Origin of the sequence: Oerskovia merdavium, from assembly GCF_014836755.1 — a bacterium.
Taxonomy (GTDB): domain Bacteria; phylum Actinomycetota; class Actinomycetes; order Actinomycetales; family Cellulomonadaceae; genus Oerskovia; species Oerskovia merdavium.
In genome coordinates this window covers 93,950-112,325 of the sequence record NZ_JACSQF010000013.1, presented here as the reverse complement: position 1 = coordinate 112,325, position 18,376 = coordinate 93,950, and the positions used below count along the sequence as shown (strand labels likewise).

The window sequence follows — 18,376 nt, the reverse complement described above, 5'->3', positions numbered from 1 at the left end:
ATCTGGTTCCGGCTAGTCCCACTCGAACCCGCCACGGCGCCATTCGTAGACGAACGGCACGGTGATCAGGGCGAGGAAGCTCAGCATGGCGACGAGCCCGAAGGTGGCCAGGACCGTGAAGTCCACCGCCCACGGGTAGAGGAAGACCACCTCGATGTCGAAGATGATGAAGGTCATCGCGACGAGGTAGTACTTGATCGGGAAGCGCCCTCCGCCGATCGCGTGCGGGGTGGGCTCGATGCCGCACTCGTACGCGTCGAGCTTGGCGCGGTTGTATCTCTTGGGGCCGATCACGGCGCTCGCGGCGACTCCGCCGAGGGCGAGCACGGCTCCGATGCCCATCAGGACGAGCACGGGCACGTAGGGGTTGGTCATCGGTCTGCTCTCCGGGGGGCGCGCTGGGGCATGTCGGGAGTGCTGCCGCCGGGCGTCCGCGCGAAGCTGCGGGCACCCGGGTCTGACGGGGGTAGGGGTGGTGACTGCGTGAACAGCGGTGACGGCCTCTTTGCCGCCTCACCAAGGTTTCTCATGCCGATGGCACCACCCTCGTCAGTCCCGCGATGACCCGGTCGACGACGTCGCCACCACGTGGTTCGTAACAGTCGGACAACAGCTTGAGGACGAAGCGCATGACGAGCGGCCGCGGCAGCCCGTACCGGGTGCACAGCCGCATGATCTCGGGGTGCTCGATGAGGCGCACGAAGTACCGGCCGAGCGTGTAGTACCCGCCCAGGTCGCGGCGCATGATCTCGGGGTAGGTCGCGAGCGTGCGCTCGCGGGCGGCGTCGGTGCTCCGGGCACGCGACTGCGCCACGACGTCCGCCGCGACGCGCGCGGCCTGCATGGCGTAGGCGATGCCCTCGCCGTTGAACGGGCTGACCATGCCGCCCGAGTCTCCGACCAGCACCACGCCGCGCGAGTAGAGGGGCTTGCGGTTGAAGCCCATGGGCAGGGCCGCCCCGCGCACGGGTCCGGTCTGGTTCTCCGGGGTGAACTCCCACTCGGCGGGCGCGTTGGCCATCCACCGGGCGAACAGGTCCTTGTAGTCCACGTTCGCGGCCGACTGCCGTGCCGGGGTCGAGTTGACCGAGCCGAGGCCCACGTTCGCGGTGCCGTCGCCGAGCGCGAAGATCCACCCGTAGCCGGGTAGGAGGTTCGACTTCCCGGCCGGCCCGTCCCAGAGCTCGAGGTGGGACTCCATCCAGGCGTCGTCGTGGCGCGGGGTCTTGAAGTAGGTCCGCACCGCGACGCCCATGGGCCGGTCCTCGCGCTTCTCGAGCCCCAGGGCGAGCGCGAAGCGGGACGAGACGCCGTCCGCGGCGATGACGACAGGGGCGCGCAGCTCGTGCTCGTCCCCGGCGCGGCGCCCGTTCTCGTCGAGCGGGCGTGCCGTGACGCCCACGACGCGGCCCGTGCGCTCGTCGAGGAGCGGGCCGGTCACGTTGGTGCGCTCGAGCAGCTTGGCGCCCGTGCGCTGCGCGTGCTCGGCGAGCGTCTGGTCGAGGTTCATGCGTGAGCGGGCGAGGCCGTAGGACGGGTAGGCCTTGAGCTCGGGCCAGGGCAGCTCCCACGAGCGTCCGCTCGCGACGACCCGCAGACCCTTGTTGCGGATCCAGCCGTCCTCGGCGCGCGTGGGGACGCCCATGCGGACGAGCTCGCCCACCGCCCGCGGCGTCAGTCCGTCGCCGCAGATCTTGTCGCGCGGGAACGAGGCCTTCTCGAGGAGGAGGACGTTGAGGCCCGCGGAGGCACAGTAGTGCGCCGCCGTGGCCCCTGCCGGGCCCGCGCCGATGACGATGACGTCCGCGTCATCACTCCTGCTACGCACGTTCTCACCTCGCTCGGCAAGCTCGAACACACCTCGGAAAGCCCCTTGTGAAGTCGCTCACAATGGACATCGCCACTCTAGTCACAGACGCGGGCGGATGTGTAGCAAGGCAACCCTTCCCTCGCGGCCGAACCGGCAGGTCAGGCGCCCGACGCGCCGCGCCCCGCCCGCGCGCACCACGCACGGTGCGCCGCGGGGCACGGGCCACGGGCCGCGACGGACCCGAGCGCGACCGCCGGGGCGAAGACCTCGCTCAGGCGGGGCGCACGGCCCGGTGCAGCGCGACGAGGCCGCCGCTGAGGTTCCGGTAGGCGGCACCCTCCCACCCGGCGTCGATCATGAGGTGCGCCAGGTCGGCCTGCGCGGGCCAGTCCTGGATCGACTCGACGAGGTACTCGTACGAGCTCTTCTCCTTGGTCACGAGCCCCGCCATGACGGGCAGCATCTTCATGAAGACGCCCGTGTAGAGCGCGCGGAAGGGCTTCCACGTGGGGCGGGAGAACTCGCAGATGACGATCCGGCCGCCCGGGCGTGTCACACGCAGCATCTCGCGCAGCGCGGCGTCGGTGTCCACGACGTTGCGCAGGCCGAACGAGATGGTCACGGCGTCGAACGACGCGTCGGCGAAGGGCAGCGCCGTGGCGTCCCCCGCGACGAACGGCAGGTCCGGGCGCCGGCGCTTGCCCACCTGGAGCATCCCGACCGAGAAGTCGCACGGCACGACCTCGACGCCCTCGTCCGCGAACGGCTCGCTCGACGTGCCGGTGCCGGCCGCGAGGTCCAGGACCCGCTCTCCGGGCAGCGCAGCGACGGCGTCGACCGTCTGCTTGCGCCACCTCCGGTCCTGCCCCAGCGAGATGACGTCGTTGGTGAGGTCGTAGCGGGAGGCGATCCCGTCGAACATCGAGGCGACCTCGGTGGGCTTCTTGTCCAGGCTTGCTCGCGACATGAGCCCATCGTTTCACGCCTACGCTGGAGGCGATGACTGCGCACGCTCACCCCCGCAGGGACGCCGACGACCTCGGCGCCCCCGACACGGAGTCCCCTCGCCCCGGGTCCGCCGACTTCCTGGCCTCCCCCCGCCTGGTCGTGCGGACGACCCGCCTGCCCGACGGGCTGCCGGGCGACCTGACGGCCCTGCTCGACCTCCTGCCCGACGCGCGCCCCCTGGCCTGGGTGCGACGCGGCGACGGGATCGTGGGGTGGGGCGAGGCGCTGCGCCTCGAGGCGTGGGGTCCCGGGCGGTTCGCCGACGCCGAGGCGGCCTGGCAGGAGGTGCTGGGTGCCGCCGTCGTGCACGACGAGGTGGACCTGCCCGGCTCCGGCCTGGTCGCGTTCGGCTCGTTCGCGTTCGACGACGCGTCCGGCACGGCCGGGGACGCCCGCCCGGGCGGGACGATCGTGGTGCCCCGCGTCGTCGTCGGGCGCCGGGGCGGGCCCGAGGGCACGGCCTGGGTCACGAGCATCACCCAGGGCGACGCCCTGCCCGACGACGTCGCGTCCGTCCTCGACCCTGCTCGCCGCGAGCCCGTGGCCGGGCCGGGCGTGGTCACGACCGTGGACGGCTCGCTGAGCGCCGAGGACTGGACCGCGGTGGTCGCCGAGGGCGTCGAGCGCATCCGGCGCGGCGACCTCGAGAAGGTCGTGCTCGCGCGCGACGTCCTGGCCACGGCCGAGCACCCCGTGGACCCCCGCTGGATGCTCCGTCGCCTCGCGGTCGCCTACGACGCGTGCTGGACCTTCTCGGTGGACGGCATGGTCGGCGCGACCCCCGAGCTGCTCGTGCGCAGCGAGAAGGGGCTCGTGACCTCGCGCGTGCTCGCGGGGACCATCCGCCGCTCGGGCGGGGCCGAGGCCGACGACGACTCGCTGCTGCGTGCCGCGCACCTCGCCCGCTCGTCCAAGGACCTCGAGGAGCACGAGTACGCCGTGGCCTCGGTCGCCGACGCGCTCGCCCCGTTCTGCTCGTCGATGAACGTGCCCGACGCACCGTTCGTGCTGCACCTGCCCAACGTCCTGCACCTGGCCTCCGACGTCACGGGCGTGCTCGCGGCCGGGACGGGCGGGTCCCCCGCGCCGACGAGCCTCGCGCTCGCAGCCGCGCTGCACCCGTCGGCCGCCGTGTGCGGCACCCCGACGCTCGCGGCGCGCGACCTCATCCGCGAGATCGAGGGCATGGACCGCGCCCGCTACGCGGCCCCTGTCGGGTGGTTCGGCGCGGACGGCGACGGCGAGTGGGGCATCGCGCTGCGCTCGGCGGAGCTGTCGCCGCAGGACCCGCACCGGGTGCGCCTCTTCGCCGGCTGCGGGATCGTCGCCGCCTCCGACCCGGGGGCCGAGCTCGCCGAGTCCGAGGCCAAGCTCGAGCCCATGCGGTACGCGCTCGAGGACTGAGACGAGCCGATCGACCGCACGCACGCCACCCCTGGCAGAGCCCGATCTCTGCAACTCTCCTGGTGGTTTTGGTGAGTTACGCGACGTATAGCCCGTTCGACGGACATCTCCGGACAACGCCCAGGTCGGCCTGTTAAATTCGCCCGGTGCCCGATGCGACGATGACGATGACTCTGGATCCCACGCAGCGCGACGTCACCGTGCGCCGCGCCACGACCGCGGACCGCGAGGACCTCTGGCTCCTGGTGCTCCGCCTGCAGCCCGACGCGCCGGACCGGGCGACGTACGACCGCGTCGTGGGCCCCCTGCTGCGCGCGCTCGACACCCTCCTGCTGGTCGCCCAGGACGCCACGGGGGTCGTCGGCTACCTGCTCGCGAGCCAGCGCCTGACCTTCAGCGGGAACGGCGCGGTCGTCGAGATCGACGAGATCGCGCTCGTCCCCGAGGCCGACCAGGGCCTGGTCGCGGCCGAGCTGATCGGCGCGGTCCAGGCGTGGGGCCAGGAGCAGCGCGCGACGCGCGTCACGCTCGCCGACGTCCTTCCCCGCGAGACCGCCGAGGAGCTCGGGTTCGTCACGACCGAGGTCCGCTCCACCAAGGCGCTCGACCTGCTCGACGCCGACCCCGTGCTCACCTCGCCCTGGGACGGCCCGGCCGTGCCCGCGAGCGACGCCGACGAGGCCCTGCCGGTCCGCGACTGATCCTTCCCCAGGCACGACGACGCCCGGTCCGTGCGGGGAACCGCACGAACCGGGCGTCGGTGCCGAGGGGCACCTGCAGGGGAACAGGGCCTCGCCTCGGCTCGGTCTCGCCGGTCACGGGGGACGCGTCCCGGCGGGACCGTGAAGGACCGCAGCGGCACCGGCTCACGTCGGTGGGCACAGGGGGAGGTCCCCACCGGTGCAGCCGGTACCGCCGGGTCCGGCCTGTGGTGTGCTCAGCCCTGACCGTTGAACCAGTCGAAGGGGTTGGGCACGTTGTTCGGGTTCGTCTGGTCGGACCCGTCCTGGCTGTTGCCCGGGACCTGACCCGAGCCCGGGACCTGACCCGAACCGTCCTGACCGCCAGAGCCCTGCTCGGAACCCGAGCCCGAGTCGGTGCTCGTCTCGGTCGGCTTGGCGGCGAGCGTCACGTCGACGTCGATCGCCTTGCCGTCGCGGACGACCGTGAGCTTCGCGACGTCGCCGGTCGCGCGCTCGCGCACGAACCCGGTCAGCGACTCGGCACCGCTCACGGCGTCACCGTCGATCGCGACGATCACGTCACCGGCCTTGATGCCGGCCTCGGCGGCCGGGGAGCCGTCCGAGACCTCCTTGACCTCGGCGCCGCGGCGCGTGACGCCGTCGGCCGTGGCCGTCGCGTCGGTCATGCTCACGCCCAGGAAGGCGTGCTCGGCCGTGCCGCTCTCGATGAGCTGCGCGCTGATGTTCTTCGCGAGGTTCACCGGGATGGCGAAGCCCAGGCCGATCGAGCCGGACTGGCTCGACGTCGTCGCGATCGACGAGGTGATGCCGATGACCTCGCCCTGCGCGTTGAACAGCGGGCCACCGGAGTTGCCCGGGTTGATCGCGGCGTCGATCTGGATCGCGTTGGTGACCACGGTGCTGCCACCGTCGGAGCCCGACGCGGCGACCGGGCGGTCGAGCGCGGAGACGATGCCCGTCGTGGCGGTGTTCGCGAGGCCCAGCGGGTTCCCGACGGCCAGGACGGACTCGCCGACCGTGACGTCGTCGGAGTCGCCGAACGACGCGGGGGTGAGGTTGCTCGGCGGGTCGACCAGCTTGACGACCGCGAGGTCGGTCGTCGGGTCGAGCCCGACGATCTTGGCCTCGTAGAGGCGTCCGTCGCTCAGGGTCACCTGGACGGTGTCGTCCTGCGCGCCCTCGACGACGTGGTTGTTCGTCAGGACGTGGCCGTCGGTGTCGATCACGACACCCGAGCCCTCGCCACCGCCCGAAGCCGTGGTGACCTGGATCGAGACGACGGACGGCGCGACGGCGCTCGTCACGGCCTGCCAGTCCGGGTTCTCCGACGTCGAGCTCGCCACGGGGACCGTGGAGTTCTCCTTGTTCTCACCGATCGAGGCCAGCGAGCTGGGCGCGGTGCCCGATCCGTCGAGCACGCTGAGCAGGCCGGCGGTCCCGGCGCTCGCGAGGACGGCCGCCGCGGCGGCCGCGCCGACCACGGGGATCCACGTCTTGCTCTTCTTCGGAGCGGCGGGCGCTGCCTCGGTCGCGACCGGGGCGGGCGGCATGCCCGCTGCGGAGTACGCGGTGCTCGTGGGCGCACCGTACGGGGGCTGGGCCCCGTGCTGAGCGGGTGCGGCGTGCGGTGCCTGCTGAGCGGGCGCGGCGTGCGGCGCCGGCGGCGCGGGCACGGGAGCCGGGTGCGGCGCGGCGAACTGCTGCGTGGGCTGCGCCTGCGGGGTGGGCGTCTGCGGGGCGGCGGGCGCCTCGGGCGTCACGGGCAGCTGCTGCGTGGCCTGCGCGTCGATGCGCTGCGTGTCGCCGTCGCGGGGAGCCTCGGGCTGGGGGACGTTCGACTGCGGGGTGTTCTCGGTCATGGGGTGTTCCCTCCTCGGTTCTTTCTGAGGACTACTTCACACCCGGGCGCTGAAACGCTGCTTGAACGATCCTGTGAGTTTGCTGCGAGTTCCCGACGACGGCTGGGAGCCTTCTCAGGCGACCCCGTGCCGCTCCGGGGCGCTCGGTGCGAACCCCGTGGGCACCGCCCGCAGGACCGCTTCCCGCACCTCGTCCGCGAGGCGGGTGCCGTCGGTCCGGCGCGAGCCGCGCGCGACGCGGACCTCGAGCACCTCGACGCCCTGGGGGCGTCCCGCGAGCGCCTCGCGCAGCCCCTCGACGTCGGCCACCAGCCGGTGCCGCACGCCGTAGCCCGCGCACAGCGCCGCGAGGTCGGCCCCGTGCGGGGTCGCGAAGACCCGCTCGAACGTGGGGCTCGTCGAGGGTTCCTGCTCGGCGAGCGCGCCGTACTCGAGGGTCGCGAAGATCGAGCCGCCGTCGTCGTTGACGACCACGACCTGGAGGTCCACGGACGGCTCGAGGGGCCCGCGCAGGAGCCCGCCCGCGTCGTGCAGGAAGGTGAGGTCACCGACGAGCGCGCGCGTGCGGCGCCCGGCGCGCGCAGCGACGTGGGCGACGCCGGTCGCGGTCGAGACCGTCCCGTCGATGCCCGCGAGGCCGCGGTTGGCCAGCACGAGCGGTGCGACGTCCCAGTCGGCGACCAGGTCCAGGTCGCGCACGGGGTTGCTCGAGCCGACCACGAGCACGTCACCCGGCCCGCTCGCGTCGGCGACGGCCGCCGCCACGGCGAGCGCCGTCGTCGGGCCGGGTGCCGAGGCGTGGGCGGCGACGACCTTGCGCGCCGCCTCCCCCGCTCCCCGCCACGCGTCGAGCCAGGCCCGGTCCCCCGTCGGCTCGGTCCACCACCCGGCCGGGACGCCGGGCAGGACGGCGCTCGCCGACCGGGCCGCGTCGGGCCAGGGTGCCGCGCCGGGCGCGACGACGAGCACCTCGACGTCCTCTCGCCCGAGGAGCTGCTGGACGGGGCGCGAGAGCGTCGGGCGGCCCATGACCACGACGCGCTCGACGCGGCTGCCGAGGGCTCCCAGGACGATCCGGTGCGCAGCGACCGCGTGCGTCCCGGCCGCGGCTCCTGACGAGGCCTCGGCGAGCAGGGGCCAGCCGCGTGCCTCGGCGATGCGCCGCGCGTCGTCCCCCGCCCCGTCGCCGGCGACGAGCACGGTCGCGGGGCCGGGATCGAGCGGGTACGGCCCGACGTCGTCGGTCACCGCCTCCACGACGGTCCGGCGTGCGTCGGCGCGCGTCTCGCCCGATGCCTCGCCCGGCCCTGCGGACAGCAGGCCCGCGAGCGCCGCCGAGGGGGCGAGGGGCTCACGGAACGCGACGTTCAGGTGGACCGGGCCGGGGTACCGGGACCGTGTCCCGCGCGCGGCCGCGAGCGCCCGCACCAGGACCGCGCGGAGGTCGCGGGTCTCGCCCGGGCGGCCGTCGGGAGCCGGGACGTCGACGGCGTGGCGCACTGCTCCCCCGTAGAGGCCGACCTGGTCCGTCGTCTGGTTGGCGCCCGTGCCGCGCAGCTCGTGCGGACGGTCGGCGGTGACCAGGACGAGCGGCACCCCGGTGTGGTGGGCCTCGAGCACCGCGGGGTGCAGGTTGGCGGCCGCCGTGCCCGAGGTCGTGACCACGGCCACCGGACGCAGGTCCCGGCCCTCGGTGATGGCGGACCCGCGCGAGAGGCCGAGCGCGAGGAAGGCCGCGGTGCGCTCGTCGATCCGCACGTGCAGGGTCAGCCGGCCGGCCGCGTCGGCCGCGTCGAGCGCGTATGCGAGCGCCGCGCTGCGCGACCCGGGCGACAGCACGACGTCCGTCACCCCGTCGGCGACCAGGCTCTCCACGATCTCCCGGGCCGCGACCAGGGCGGGCGGGAGGACGGGCTGGTCGCCGGTCATGCTGCCGCTCCGTCGAGGAGGGCGCCGACGCGCTCGTACCGGGCGGTCCAGCGCGCACCGGTGGCCGGGTCCGCGACGGCACGCGCGAGCGCCCGGGCCGAGGGCTCGGGGCGGCGCACCGTGATCTCACCGCCCACGGGCAGGAGCGGCTCGTCGACCACGTCGTGAGCCAGGAGCTGGGACGTCGCGAGGCCGCACGCGTACGGGAGGTCCGGCAGGGCGGCCGCGAGCGCCAGGCCCGCCGCGAGGCCCACCGAGCTCTCGAGGGCCGAGGACACCACGACGGGGAGCCCGACCTGCTCGGCGAGGTCGAGGCAGGCCCTGACACCTCCGAGCGGCTGGACCTTGAGGACCACGACGTCCGCGGCGTCGGCGCGCAGGACCTCGAACGGGTCCTCTGCGCGGCGGATCGACTCGTCGGCCGCGACCGGGACGGACACCGCGCGCCGAACGGCCGCGAGCTCGGGGACGCTCGCGCAGGGCTGCTCGACGTACTCGAGGCCACCGGCCGCACGGTCGAGCAGCGGGATCCGGTGCAGGGCCTCGTCCAGCGACCAGGCACCGTTGGCGTCGACGCGGATGCGCCCGCCCGGCCCGAGCGCGTCCCGGACGGCCTCGAGGCGCGCGATCTCCTGGTCGACGGGCTCGACCCGCCCGTCGGGCCCGCGCTGGGCGACCTTGACCTTGGCGGTCCGGCAGCCGTCGGAGGCCAGGACGATGCCGTGCGCGCGCTGCGGGTCCGTCGCCGGGACCGTGACGTTGACGGGCACGCTCGAACGCACGGGTGCGGGCCACCCGAGGTGCGCGGCCTCCCGGGCCGCGCGCAACCACGCGGCCGACTCGGCGTCGTCGTACTCCCAGAAGGGCGAGAACTCGGCCCACCCGGCCTCTCCGTGCACGAGCAGCCCGTCCCGGACGTCCAGGCCCCGGAAACGGGTGCGCAGGGGCGTGGACCAGGCGACGAGCGGCGGGACGGGAGGTGTGGGGGGCACGGTCACAGGTTATCTCCGGACGCCGGGCCGGGCGGTCCGGCGCTGGTCCGAGCGCCCGCCCGCCCCGGACGCCGGGGCTCGACGACCCGCGGCTCGCGCGCCACGGACGGCTCAGGCGCCCCCGAGCAGCTCGGTCACGCAGTCCACCGCGAGGTCGCGCACGGCGCGCCCCTCGCACAGCGCGGTCACCGCGGCGCCGTCGACCACGGCGATCAGCAGGACTGCGGAGAACCGCGCACCGAGCTGGTCGAGCAGCGCGTCGATCACGACGTCGAGCTCCCCCCGACCTTGCGCGAACGCGGCGGCCAGGACGGGGCTGCGGCCCGCGCTCACGACGTGCTCGTAGAAGCCGAGGAGCTCGCCGTGGTCCCCCGGGGGCAGGACCGCGTCGACGAGCAGCAGGGCGCGCGAGCGCGTGCTCAGGGTCTCGACGCCGCCCTCCGCGACCAGCTCGGTCACCGAGTGACCGATCGCCTGGGCGCGCTCGGCCCAGCCGCGGACGATCTGCTCGCCCGCCGCACCCAGCAGGTCGTCGAGCCCCGTGAAGTAGTAGGTCGTCGCGGCGAGCGGGACGTCGGCCTGGGCGGCGACCGAACGGTGCGTCACGGCCCCGGGGCCGTCGCGGAGGATGAGCTCGGCCGCGGCCGTCACGATGCGGTCGCGTCGCTGGGTGCCGCGGGCCTGCCTGCGGGGGACGTGCTTGTCGGTCTCTGGAGCCATCAGTGACTTCCTCCGGACAGGTTGAGGCCGTCGGTCCCGCGCACGGCGGGGACCAACGGCAGGATCTTGAGCACAGACGTGGCCTCACCGAAGTACACGATCGAGAGCGTCGCCGTCAAGATCTCGCCGATCCCACCCTCACACCGTAGGCCACACCGACGGTGGACGGCGCCCGGGCGGCTAGGGTGGCCGTCGTGAGCAGCATCCCCGCACAGGTGTCCGAGACGTTCGATCCCCAGTCCTGGCGCACGGTCGCCGGGTTCGAGGGACTCACCGACATCACCTACCACCGTGGCGTCGAGCGCGGCCTGGTCGATGGTGAGCCCCGCGAGCGCGACCTCCCGGTCGTCCGCGTCGCGTTCGACCGGCCCGAGGTCCGCAACGCGTTCCGTCCCCACACGGTCGACGAGCTCTACCGGGTGCTCGACCACGCGCGCATGACCTCCGACGTCGGGACGGTCCTCCTCACGGGCAACGGTCCGTCGGCCAAGGACGGCGGCTGGGCGTTCTGCTCGGGCGGCGACCAGCGCATCCGCGGACGCGACGGCTACCGGTACACGACGAGCGAGGACGCCCAGACGGCCGACGCGATCGACCCCGCCAAGGCCGGGCGGCTCCACATCCTCGAGGTCCAGCGCCTCATCCGGACCATGCCCAAGGTCGTCATCGCCGTGGTCAACGGGTGGGCCGCCGGCGGCGGGCACTCGCTGCACGTGGTCGCGGACCTGTCGATCGCGAGCCGCGAGCACGCGCGCTTCAAGCAGACCGACGCCAACGTGGGCTCGTTCGACGCCGGCTACGGCTCGGCGCTCTTCGCCCGGCAGGTGGGGCAGAAGCGAGCCCGCGAGGTCTTCTTCCTCGCCCGTGAGTACTCGGCCCAGGACGCCTACGAGTGGGGCGCCGTGAACGAGGTCGCGGACCACGCCGACCTCGAGAGGCTCGCGCTCGAGCACGCGCGGATCATCGCGACCAAGTCGCCCCAGGCGATCCGCATGCTCAAGTTCGCGTTCAACCTGGCCGACGACGGGCTGGCGGGCCAGCAGGTCTTCGCCGGCGAGGCCACGCGGCTGGCGTACATGACCGACGAGGCCGTCGAGGGACGCGACGCGTTCCTCGAGCGCCGCGACCCGCAGTGGGACGCCTTCCCGTACTACTTCTGAAGGGCATCGGCGTTCCCGACGGGCGCAGGCGTTCCGACGGGTACCGGTGCCGACGCGGCGCCGCGAGCGCCGCGTCAGCCCGTGATGAAGCCGCTGAGCAGCCCGACGATCCCGCGGCCGGCGAACGCCGCGGTGACGGCCAGGCCGAACAGCAGCACGATCGACGCGACGACGGGGCCGATCGACCCGGCCGGCCGGGCGCCGTCCTCGTCGTCGTCCTCCTCGGCGCGCAGGACGGGCCGGGCGGGGGTGATCGAGGGCGGGAACGGCGTGACCGTGGACGTGGGCTCGAACGGGCTCTGGGTGGGGTTGATCGTTGCCATGCCCCTACGTTCCCGCGGGCGCCGGTGGCGGCACATCGGTCCAGCGGCTCGACCTGCGCGCCCACCGGTCCACCTCAGGGGTGAGCGGCTCCTCCTCCTCGGGGAGGACGTGCCTCGCGCAGCCGTTCCCGGTCCCTCCGGAACATTGCTCCGACCTGCGGCGTTGCTCAGGGCATGACCTCTCGCACCGACGCCACGGTCGTCGCGCACCAGACCGTCCAGGAGCCGGCCCCGAGCCCGGCCCCCGCTCCCCCCGCGACCAGGATCGTGGTGGTGCACGGCCTGGGCGCCACCGCCGCCAGCCACTGGTTCGGTGCGCTCCAGGACCGGTACGCGCCGCGCGGGATCGACGTCCTGGTCCCGGACCTGCCGGACTCGCAGGCCCCGGACCTCGACACCTGGCTCTCGACGCTCGCCGCGGTGGTCGGGGCGATCGACGGGCGGACCGTCCTGGTGGGTCACAGCCTCGGCTGCGTCAGCATCCTCCAGCACCTCGCCGCCCGTGACGACGACTGGCGGCTCGGCGGTCTCGCGCTCGTGGCCGGCTTCGTGGAGCAGGTCCCCGGCATCCCCGAGGTCGACCACTTCGTCGCGCACGACACCGACCCGGCGGGGATCGCCGCACGCACGGCACGTCGCCTCGTCGTCACGGCCGACGACGACCCGGTGGTCCCCCGGCGGCTGACCGAGGACCTCGCCCGGGTCCTCGACGCCGACCTGACCGTGGTCGACGGCGCAGGGCACTTCCTCGCACGAGGGGGCTTCGACCGGCTCGAGGTGCTCGAGTCGGTGCTCGACGGGTGGACGCTCACGGACCCGCCGACCGTCCGGCCCCGGATCAGCTGACCGTCCAGCTCCCGCCCTTGCGCGGGACGAGCTCGACCCACGTGACGCCCTGCTCGAGCAGGACGGGCTCGCCGTCGGGCCCCGTGAGGACGAGCGGCTCGTCGACCGACTCCTGCGACCACGTCACGGCCACGTGCTTCCCACCGCTGGCCACGAGCCCGTCCCCGGAGCCCACGAGCAGCGTCTCCGGCACGGGCGTCCCCGCCGGGTCCTTGAACTGCGTGTCGCGGACCTCGACGCTCAGCACCACGACGTTCTGCGCCGAGAGCCTCGTGCCGTCGGACGACACGGCCGGCGTGGTCCCCTCGTTGCGGAGGAAGGCCGCCTGCTCGGCGTCCCAGATCCACTGCGCCCGGCTCGCGAACGTCAGCTTCACGTCGAGCAGGCTCAGGGGTGCGCCCGTCGTGGTCGCGGTGCCCTGGCCCGGGATCCGGACGTGGCGGAGCTGGGTCGGCGGCGCCGTGCGGTCGTCGTCGGCCTGGGCCCAGAAGTCGGCCGGCGTCCCGTAGAGGTTGTGCGGGGCGCGCTTGCCCTTCTTGAGGAAGAAGCCGTCGTCGCCCTCGTCGTGGACCACCGTCTGGATGCCGGCCGCGCGGACCGCCTCGACGAACGGGGGCTGCCCACCGCTGAAGGCGAGCACACCGTGCGTCGGCCCGACGATGGCGGGGTCCATCGGACGCACCGAGCGGACGGGACCGACGGTCTCCGGCGACTGCGAGTGGTAGACCGCGACGAACCGCGTGATGCCGCCCTCGACGACCTCCTCCCACACCATGTCGGCCTGCTCGAGACCCGTCTGGGGGCGTGCCTGCGGCAGGTTCTCGATCTTGACCGCGAGCGCCGGGCGGTCGTCGACCTCGTCGACCGGGACACCGGTGAGCGGCCAGGCGAGCGGGATCGCGGGGTCCGGGGGGCCTGCCTTGTCCGACTCGACGGTCGCCGGGACCGTGCTCGTCGGGACGTCCGCCGGCCCCCCGCTGCATGCCGCGAGCACGAGCGCGACCGCGACCAGCCCCCCGACGCGCCAGAGGTCTCGTCCGAGGTGTCCTGGCGTCGCTGCCGTCACGTCTCCCTGCCCTTCGCCCTGCTGCGGTCCACGGTTCCCCGTCACCCTACGACCCGATCTACGCTGGACGGATGTCACGCGCCGATGGTCCCTCCGACGCCCTCGCACTGCGTGCGGCGGTCGCCGACGCCCTCGCCGGCCGCGGCCCCGCGGTCGCCCCGGCTCCGCTCGCCTTCTCCGGGCCGCTGCCCGAGGGCACCGCCCTGGTGCTGCAGACCTCGGGTTCGACGGGCCTGCCTCGCGAGGTCGCCCTGAGCGCGAGCGCGCTCGTCGCCTCGGCACGGGCCACGCACGAACGTCTCGGCGGGGACGCGCAGTGGCTGCTCGCGCTGCCGCCGTCGCACGTCGCGGGGCTCCAGGTGATCCTGCGCTCGGTCGTCGCCGGGACCCGTCTCGTGACCGCGGACCTCGACGCCCCGTTCTCGCCCGCGGGCTTCGCCGCGGACGCCGCGCGCATGGACGGCGACCGCCGCTACGTCTCGCTCGTCCCGACGCAGCTCCACCGCCTCGTGCACGCCCAGGGCACCGCGGACGGCGAGGCCGCGCTCGCCGCGCTGCGCTCGTTCGACGCGATCCTGCTCGGCGGGGCCGCGGCCCCGCCCGCGCTGCTGGCCGCGGCGCGCGCGGCAGGGGCCAGGGTCGTGACGACCTACGGGATGACGGAGACGTGCGGAGGCTGCGTGTACGACGGCGTCCCGCTCGCGGGCGTGCGGGTGCGGGTCATCGAGCGCTCGTCCGGACATGTCCTGCCCCCGGGGGACGCGGGGGTCGTCGAGATCGGCGGACCCGTCCTCGCGACGGGATACCTCGGCGACGAGGCGCTCACGGCCGAGGTGTTGCGGCACGACCCGGACGGCTCGCGCTGGCTGCGCACCAACGACCTGGGCTCGCTCTCCCTGGACGGCACGCTGACGGTCCACGGACGGGCCGACGACGTCGTGGTCACGGGCGGCGTCAACGTCGCCCCGGCCGCGGTCGAGGCCGTGCTGGCCGACGCGCTCACGGGCGAGGACGGCATCGGCGAGGTGTGCGTCGTCGGCGTCCCCGACCCCGAGTGGGGGCAGGCCGTGGTCGCGGTCGTGACCCGCGGCGGCGCCCTCACCAGGGTCGTCGCCCCCGAGGGCGAGCCCGACGCCGGGCTGCTGTCCCGTGCCCGGCACGCGGTCGCGACTACGCTGGGACCGCCCGCCGCACCGCGGTACCTGCTCGTCGTGGACGACCTGCCGCGACGAGGACCAGGCAAGATCGACCGGGCGGCCGTGACCGCGCTCGCCGCCCGCACCGCACCTCGCACCACCCACTGATCGGAGCACCATGGCCACCTCTGCCGAATGGGTCGCTGGCGCGCGCCTGCGCACCCTCCCCGCGGCAGCCGCACCCGTCCTCGTCGGCTCGGGAGCCGCGGCGCAGATCGACGCGTTCGCGCTCTGGCCCGCGCTGCTCGCGCTCGGGGTCGCGCTCGCGCTGCAGGTCGGCGTGAACTACGCCAACGACTACTCGGACGGCGTGCGTGGCACCGACGTCGACCGCGTAGGCCCCATGCGGCTGACCGCGTCGGGGGCCGCGCTCGCCTCGCAGGTCCGCAACGCGGCCTTCGCGTGCTTCGGGGTCGCCGCGGTCCTCGGGCTCGGGCTCGTGGCGCTCACGGGGCACTGGTGGCTCCTGGCCGTGGGGGCCCTCGCGATCGTCGCGGCCTGGTTCTACACGGGCGGCAAGAACCCGTACGGCTACCGCGGCCTCGGCGAGGTCGGGGTCTTCGTGTTCTTCGGGCTCGTCGCGGTCCTCGGCACCACGTACACGCAGGCGGGTCGCATCACCTGGGTCGCGGGCGTGGGAGCCGTGGCCGTGGGCCTGCTCGCGTGCGCGCTGCTCATGATCAACAACGTGCGGGACATCCCCACCGACGTGCTCGCAGGCAAGCGGACCGTGGCCGTGCGCCTCGGGGACTTCCGGGCCAGACGCGCCTACGTCGCGATGATCTGGGTGCCGATCCTGCTGGCCGTGGTGTGCGCGTTCGCCGCCCCGTGGTCCCTGCTGGTGCTGCTCCTGCTGCTGCCGGCGGTGCTGCTGACGCTCCCGGTGCTCGCCGGGGCGCGCGGGCCCCTGCTGGTCCCCGTCCTCGCCGGGACGGGCATGTTCGAGCTCGGGTACGGCGTGCTGCTGGGGCTGGGGCTCGCGCTCTAGCCGTCGGTGCGGCGCACGGGCGACTCGTCGGCGGAGGCCGCGTCGACCGCGGCGTCCTCGAACGCGGCGTCGTCCTCGACCGCCCGCGAGAACTGCTCACCCGTCGCCCGGCGGTGCGCAGCGCGGTCCGCGAGGTACTGCGCCGCGCGCTCGCGCGGGCCTCGCAGCGTCAGGTAGGAGACCAGCAGGGCGAGCACGGCCGCGATGACGGCGCACACGACCCAGTGGCCGAGGTCGAGGGCGTAGAGCACGGCGAAGAGCACCCCGAAGATCGCGAGGCGCAGGACGGAATAGATGACCATGGGCACTCCTCCAGGGTAGGCGCCCCGCAGACCTGGGGGCGACACGCCCCGGTATGTACGAGCACCGCCCCGGCCCCCGCCCCCAGAAGGTCGCAGGCTGGACACGTCCTGACCCGAGACGCATAGGCTGGGGGCATGTCCCGCGTCCTGCTGACCTTGCTCGCCGTAGGCCTCGCGGTCTACGCCCTCTCCGACTGCGCCACGAGCGACGAGAACGACCGGAGCGGGATCCCCAAGGGACTGTGGATCGTGATGATCATCTTCCTGCCGTTCGTCGGGCCGCTCGCATGGATCCTGGTGTCCCGCACGCAGCGCTCGCGTCACGCCGCAGCGGGCGGGGCTGGCACGCCCCGCCGCCCGTCGGGCGGAGGAGGGCGGCGTCGCAGCAGCGGACCGATCGCCCCCGACGACGACCCGGACTTCCTCTGGAAGCTCGAGCAGCAGCGACGTCGTGAGGCGCGCGACGAGGGTTCCACGCCCGGTTCGGGGACCGCATCAGGGGCGGCTCCCGGTCACACCCCGGGGACCCCGGACCACCAGGACGAGCGCGAGCAGGGGCCGCGGTCCCCGGGCAAGGGCTCGAAGGGCGAGACGGACAGCGCTCCGGACGCTCCGTCGTCGGGCAACAACGACCCGAGCTAGCGAGCCCGGGCCCGCACCGGGCTCGTCACCAGGAGGCCCGTCGGGCCCGCCTCAGCAGGTCTCCTTCGCATCGGCCGAGGTGATCGCCTCGCCCGGCAGACGGTCGGCGAGCGGGTCGACGGGGGCCACGGTCTCGGTGTCGGTCGGCGCACCCGTCGTCGTGTCGCCGGGCGGGATCGTGGCAGTGTCCGGGGTGGCCGGCGTCGTCGGCGTCCCGGTGGCCTCGTCCTCGACCACGGGCTGGTCGGCCGCCAGGCGCGCCCACACGTCCTGGGCCTCGTCCGCCAGCACGACACGGGCGGGGTTCGACGGCATGGGCCCCGACGGGATCGTCAGGAACGTGACCGCCTCCGGGCGCACCGAGCGCAACGAGAACGCGAGCCCCTTGAGGTCGACGCCACCGCTGATCGACAGCGAGCTCGTCGCGGCGTCCAGGAAGCGGATCAGGCTCGGGAGGTCCGTGAGGATGTTCTTGCTCAGCACGGACTGCGTGAGCGCGGCGAGCAACGCCTGCTGGCGCCCCATCCGGTAGGTGTCCGAACCGTCGCTCAGCCCGTGCCGGGCACGGGCGAGCGCGAGGGCCTCGGTGCCCGACAACACATGGTTGCCCGCCGTGAGGTGCAGGTTCGCGTCCTCGTCGTCCATGTCCTCGGGGATGCACATGGGGACGCCGTCGAGCGCGTCGACCATGGTCTGGAACCCCGCGAAGTCGACGACCATGAACCCGTCGGTGCGCACCCCGCTGATCTGCTCGACCGTCATCTGCGTGCAGGTGGCTGCCGACGCGAGGTCCTGCCCCGCGTCCCAGCCTCGCGAGAACGCCGAGTTGAACATCGCGCTCGACGACGCCTTGGTCGTCCCGCCTCCCGTGACCGTGCACTCGGGAACCGGGATCATCAGGTCGCGCGGGATCGAGACGAGCTCGACGCGCGTCCGGTCGGCCGAGATGTGCAGCAGCATGGTCGTGTCCGAGCGCATGCCGTCCTCGGCCCCACCGATCGCCTCGTTCACCCCGGACCGGTCGTCCGAGCCGATGAGGACGAGGTTCACAGGGAGCCCCGCGAGGGGGTCCGCGGGGTCCGGGGTCGCGGCGGCCGGCCGTGACGCCTCAGGGGCGACGAGGGCCTGGTTGTCCACCTGGTCGACGTTCGACAGCGACTTCACGACGAGCGCCGCGGCACCCGACACGCCGAGGGCGAGCACTGCCGTCATCACGAGCCCGACGACCCGCACCACCCTCCGGTCACGTCGAGCTCTCGCATGGCGCACGGTCGCGACCGCCTCGTGGTGCGGGGCCGGGCGCGCCTCGCCGTCCGGGCCTCCGCCGTCCGGGCCTCCGCCGTCCGTGCTGCGCGCCCGGGCGCCCGACGGCACGTGCGCCTTGCGCCTGCTGGGTTCTTCGGTCACGAGCACCGACACTAGCGACG

Annotated in this window: 18 protein-coding genes; 7 read left to right on the top strand and 11 right to left on the bottom strand. The window is 74.1% G+C overall.

Annotation, left to right across the window (positions count from 1 at the left end):
- Window positions 1-12 precede the first annotated feature (12 nt).
- The 3 genes from H9641_RS13425 to H9641_RS13415 all read right to left on the bottom strand — a co-directional run bounded on the left by H9641_RS13425 (window position 13) and on the right by H9641_RS13415 (window position 2,777).
- Window positions 13-375 (bottom strand): NADH-quinone oxidoreductase subunit A, encoded by a 363-nt coding sequence (locus tag H9641_RS13425; protein WP_056649801.1) that lies wholly within the window; start codon window positions 373-375, stop codon window positions 13-15.
- Between the two features lie 151 nt (window positions 376-526).
- On the bottom strand, window positions 527-1,828 hold the full coding sequence (locus tag H9641_RS13420) for a geranylgeranyl reductase family protein (protein ID WP_191804566.1): 1,302 nt from the start codon (window positions 1,826-1,828) through the stop codon (window positions 527-529).
- Between the two features lie 253 nt (window positions 1,829-2,081).
- Window positions 2,082-2,777, bottom strand: a complete 696-nt coding sequence (locus tag H9641_RS13415; RefSeq protein ID WP_191804565.1) for a demethylmenaquinone methyltransferase — start codon at window positions 2,775-2,777, stop codon at window positions 2,082-2,084.
- Window positions 2,778-2,809: 32 nt separating this feature from the next.
- Here H9641_RS13415 and H9641_RS13410 point away from each other — a divergent pair, with 32 nt between their 5' ends.
- Window positions 2,810-4,222, top strand: a complete 1,413-nt coding sequence (locus H9641_RS13410) for an isochorismate synthase (RefSeq protein ID WP_191804563.1) — start codon at window positions 2,810-2,812, stop codon at window positions 4,220-4,222.
- A 167-nt stretch (window positions 4,223-4,389) separates the two neighbouring features.
- On the top strand, window positions 4,390-4,923 hold the full coding sequence (locus tag H9641_RS13405) for a hypothetical protein (RefSeq protein WP_191804561.1): 534 nt from the start codon (window positions 4,390-4,392) through the stop codon (window positions 4,921-4,923).
- A gap of 236 nt (window positions 4,924-5,159) precedes the next feature.
- Here the strand turns inward: H9641_RS13405 and H9641_RS13400 are convergent, their stop codons facing one another.
- The 4 genes from H9641_RS13400 to H9641_RS13385 form a co-directional block, all read right to left on the bottom strand.
- The gene (locus tag H9641_RS13400) at window positions 5,160-6,785 is read right to left on the bottom strand and encodes a S1C family serine protease (protein ID WP_191804559.1); all 1,626 of its coding nucleotides are present in this window, start codon (window positions 6,783-6,785) and stop codon (window positions 5,160-5,162) included.
- Window positions 6,786-6,899: 114 nt separating this feature from the next.
- Window positions 6,900-8,714: a 2-succinyl-5-enolpyruvyl-6-hydroxy-3-cyclohexene-1-carboxylic-acid synthase gene (gene menD / locus H9641_RS13395; RefSeq protein WP_191804557.1), complete on the bottom strand. Its 1,815-nt coding sequence runs from the start codon at window positions 8,712-8,714 to the stop codon at window positions 6,900-6,902.
- Complete coding sequence (locus H9641_RS13390; RefSeq protein WP_191804555.1) at window positions 8,711-9,706, bottom strand: o-succinylbenzoate synthase; 996 nt, start codon at window positions 9,704-9,706, stop codon at window positions 8,711-8,713. The genes menD and H9641_RS13390 overlap by 4 nt, the downstream gene beginning before the upstream one ends.
- A gap of 111 nt (window positions 9,707-9,817) precedes the next feature.
- A complete protein-coding gene (locus H9641_RS13385) occupies window positions 9,818-10,426 on the bottom strand; it encodes a TetR/AcrR family transcriptional regulator (protein WP_191804553.1) in 609 nt (202 codons plus the stop codon).
- Window positions 10,427-10,620: 194 nt separating this feature from the next.
- On the opposite strand from H9641_RS13385, the gene H9641_RS13380 reads away from it, so the two are divergent.
- Window positions 10,621-11,586, top strand: a complete 966-nt coding sequence (locus tag H9641_RS13380; RefSeq protein WP_191804551.1) for a 1,4-dihydroxy-2-naphthoyl-CoA synthase — start codon at window positions 10,621-10,623, stop codon at window positions 11,584-11,586.
- A 74-nt stretch (window positions 11,587-11,660) separates the two neighbouring features.
- Here the strand turns inward: H9641_RS13380 and H9641_RS13375 are convergent, their stop codons facing one another.
- A complete protein-coding gene (locus H9641_RS13375; protein WP_191804549.1) occupies window positions 11,661-11,909 on the bottom strand; it encodes a hypothetical protein in 249 nt (82 codons plus the stop codon).
- A gap of 174 nt (window positions 11,910-12,083) precedes the next feature.
- Here H9641_RS13375 and H9641_RS13370 point away from each other — a divergent pair, with 174 nt between their 5' ends.
- On the top strand, window positions 12,084-12,755 hold the full coding sequence (locus H9641_RS13370; RefSeq protein WP_191804547.1) for an RBBP9/YdeN family alpha/beta hydrolase: 672 nt from the start codon (window positions 12,084-12,086) through the stop codon (window positions 12,753-12,755).
- Here H9641_RS13370 and H9641_RS13365 read toward each other — a convergent pair.
- A complete protein-coding gene (locus H9641_RS13365; protein ID WP_318244572.1) occupies window positions 12,748-13,821 on the bottom strand; it encodes a DUF3048 domain-containing protein in 1,074 nt (357 codons plus the stop codon). The two genes, H9641_RS13370 and H9641_RS13365, sit on opposite strands and share 8 nt — an antisense overlap.
- 71 nt (window positions 13,822-13,892) lie before the next feature.
- Here H9641_RS13365 and H9641_RS13360 point away from each other — a divergent pair, with 71 nt between their 5' ends.
- Together H9641_RS13360 and H9641_RS13355 are read left to right on the top strand one after the other, a co-directional pair.
- Entirely contained in the window at window positions 13,893-15,125 is a 1,233-nt protein-coding gene (locus tag H9641_RS13360; protein WP_225220450.1) for an AMP-binding protein, read from the top strand.
- Between the two features lie 10 nt (window positions 15,126-15,135).
- Window positions 15,136-16,005, top strand: coding sequence for a 1,4-dihydroxy-2-naphthoate polyprenyltransferase (locus tag H9641_RS13355; protein ID WP_191804543.1), 870 nt, complete (start codon window positions 15,136-15,138; stop codon window positions 16,003-16,005).
- Here the strand turns inward: H9641_RS13355 and H9641_RS13350 are convergent.
- Window positions 16,002-16,307, bottom strand: coding sequence for a DUF4229 domain-containing protein (locus H9641_RS13350; protein ID WP_225220449.1), 306 nt, complete (start codon window positions 16,305-16,307; stop codon window positions 16,002-16,004). The two genes, H9641_RS13355 and H9641_RS13350, sit on opposite strands and share 4 nt — an antisense overlap.
- Window positions 16,308-16,442: 135 nt before the next feature.
- Here H9641_RS13350 and H9641_RS13345 point away from each other — a divergent pair, with 135 nt between their 5' ends.
- Window positions 16,443-16,949, top strand: coding sequence for a PLD nuclease N-terminal domain-containing protein (locus H9641_RS13345; RefSeq protein WP_191804539.1), 507 nt, complete (start codon window positions 16,443-16,445; stop codon window positions 16,947-16,949).
- Between the two features lie 51 nt (window positions 16,950-17,000).
- On the opposite strand, the gene H9641_RS13340 is transcribed toward H9641_RS13345, so the two are convergent.
- The gene (locus H9641_RS13340; RefSeq protein WP_318244571.1) at window positions 17,001-18,356 is read right to left on the bottom strand and encodes an LCP family protein; all 1,356 of its coding nucleotides are present in this window, start codon (window positions 18,354-18,356) and stop codon (window positions 17,001-17,003) included.
- Window positions 18,357-18,376: the final 20 nt, after the last annotated feature.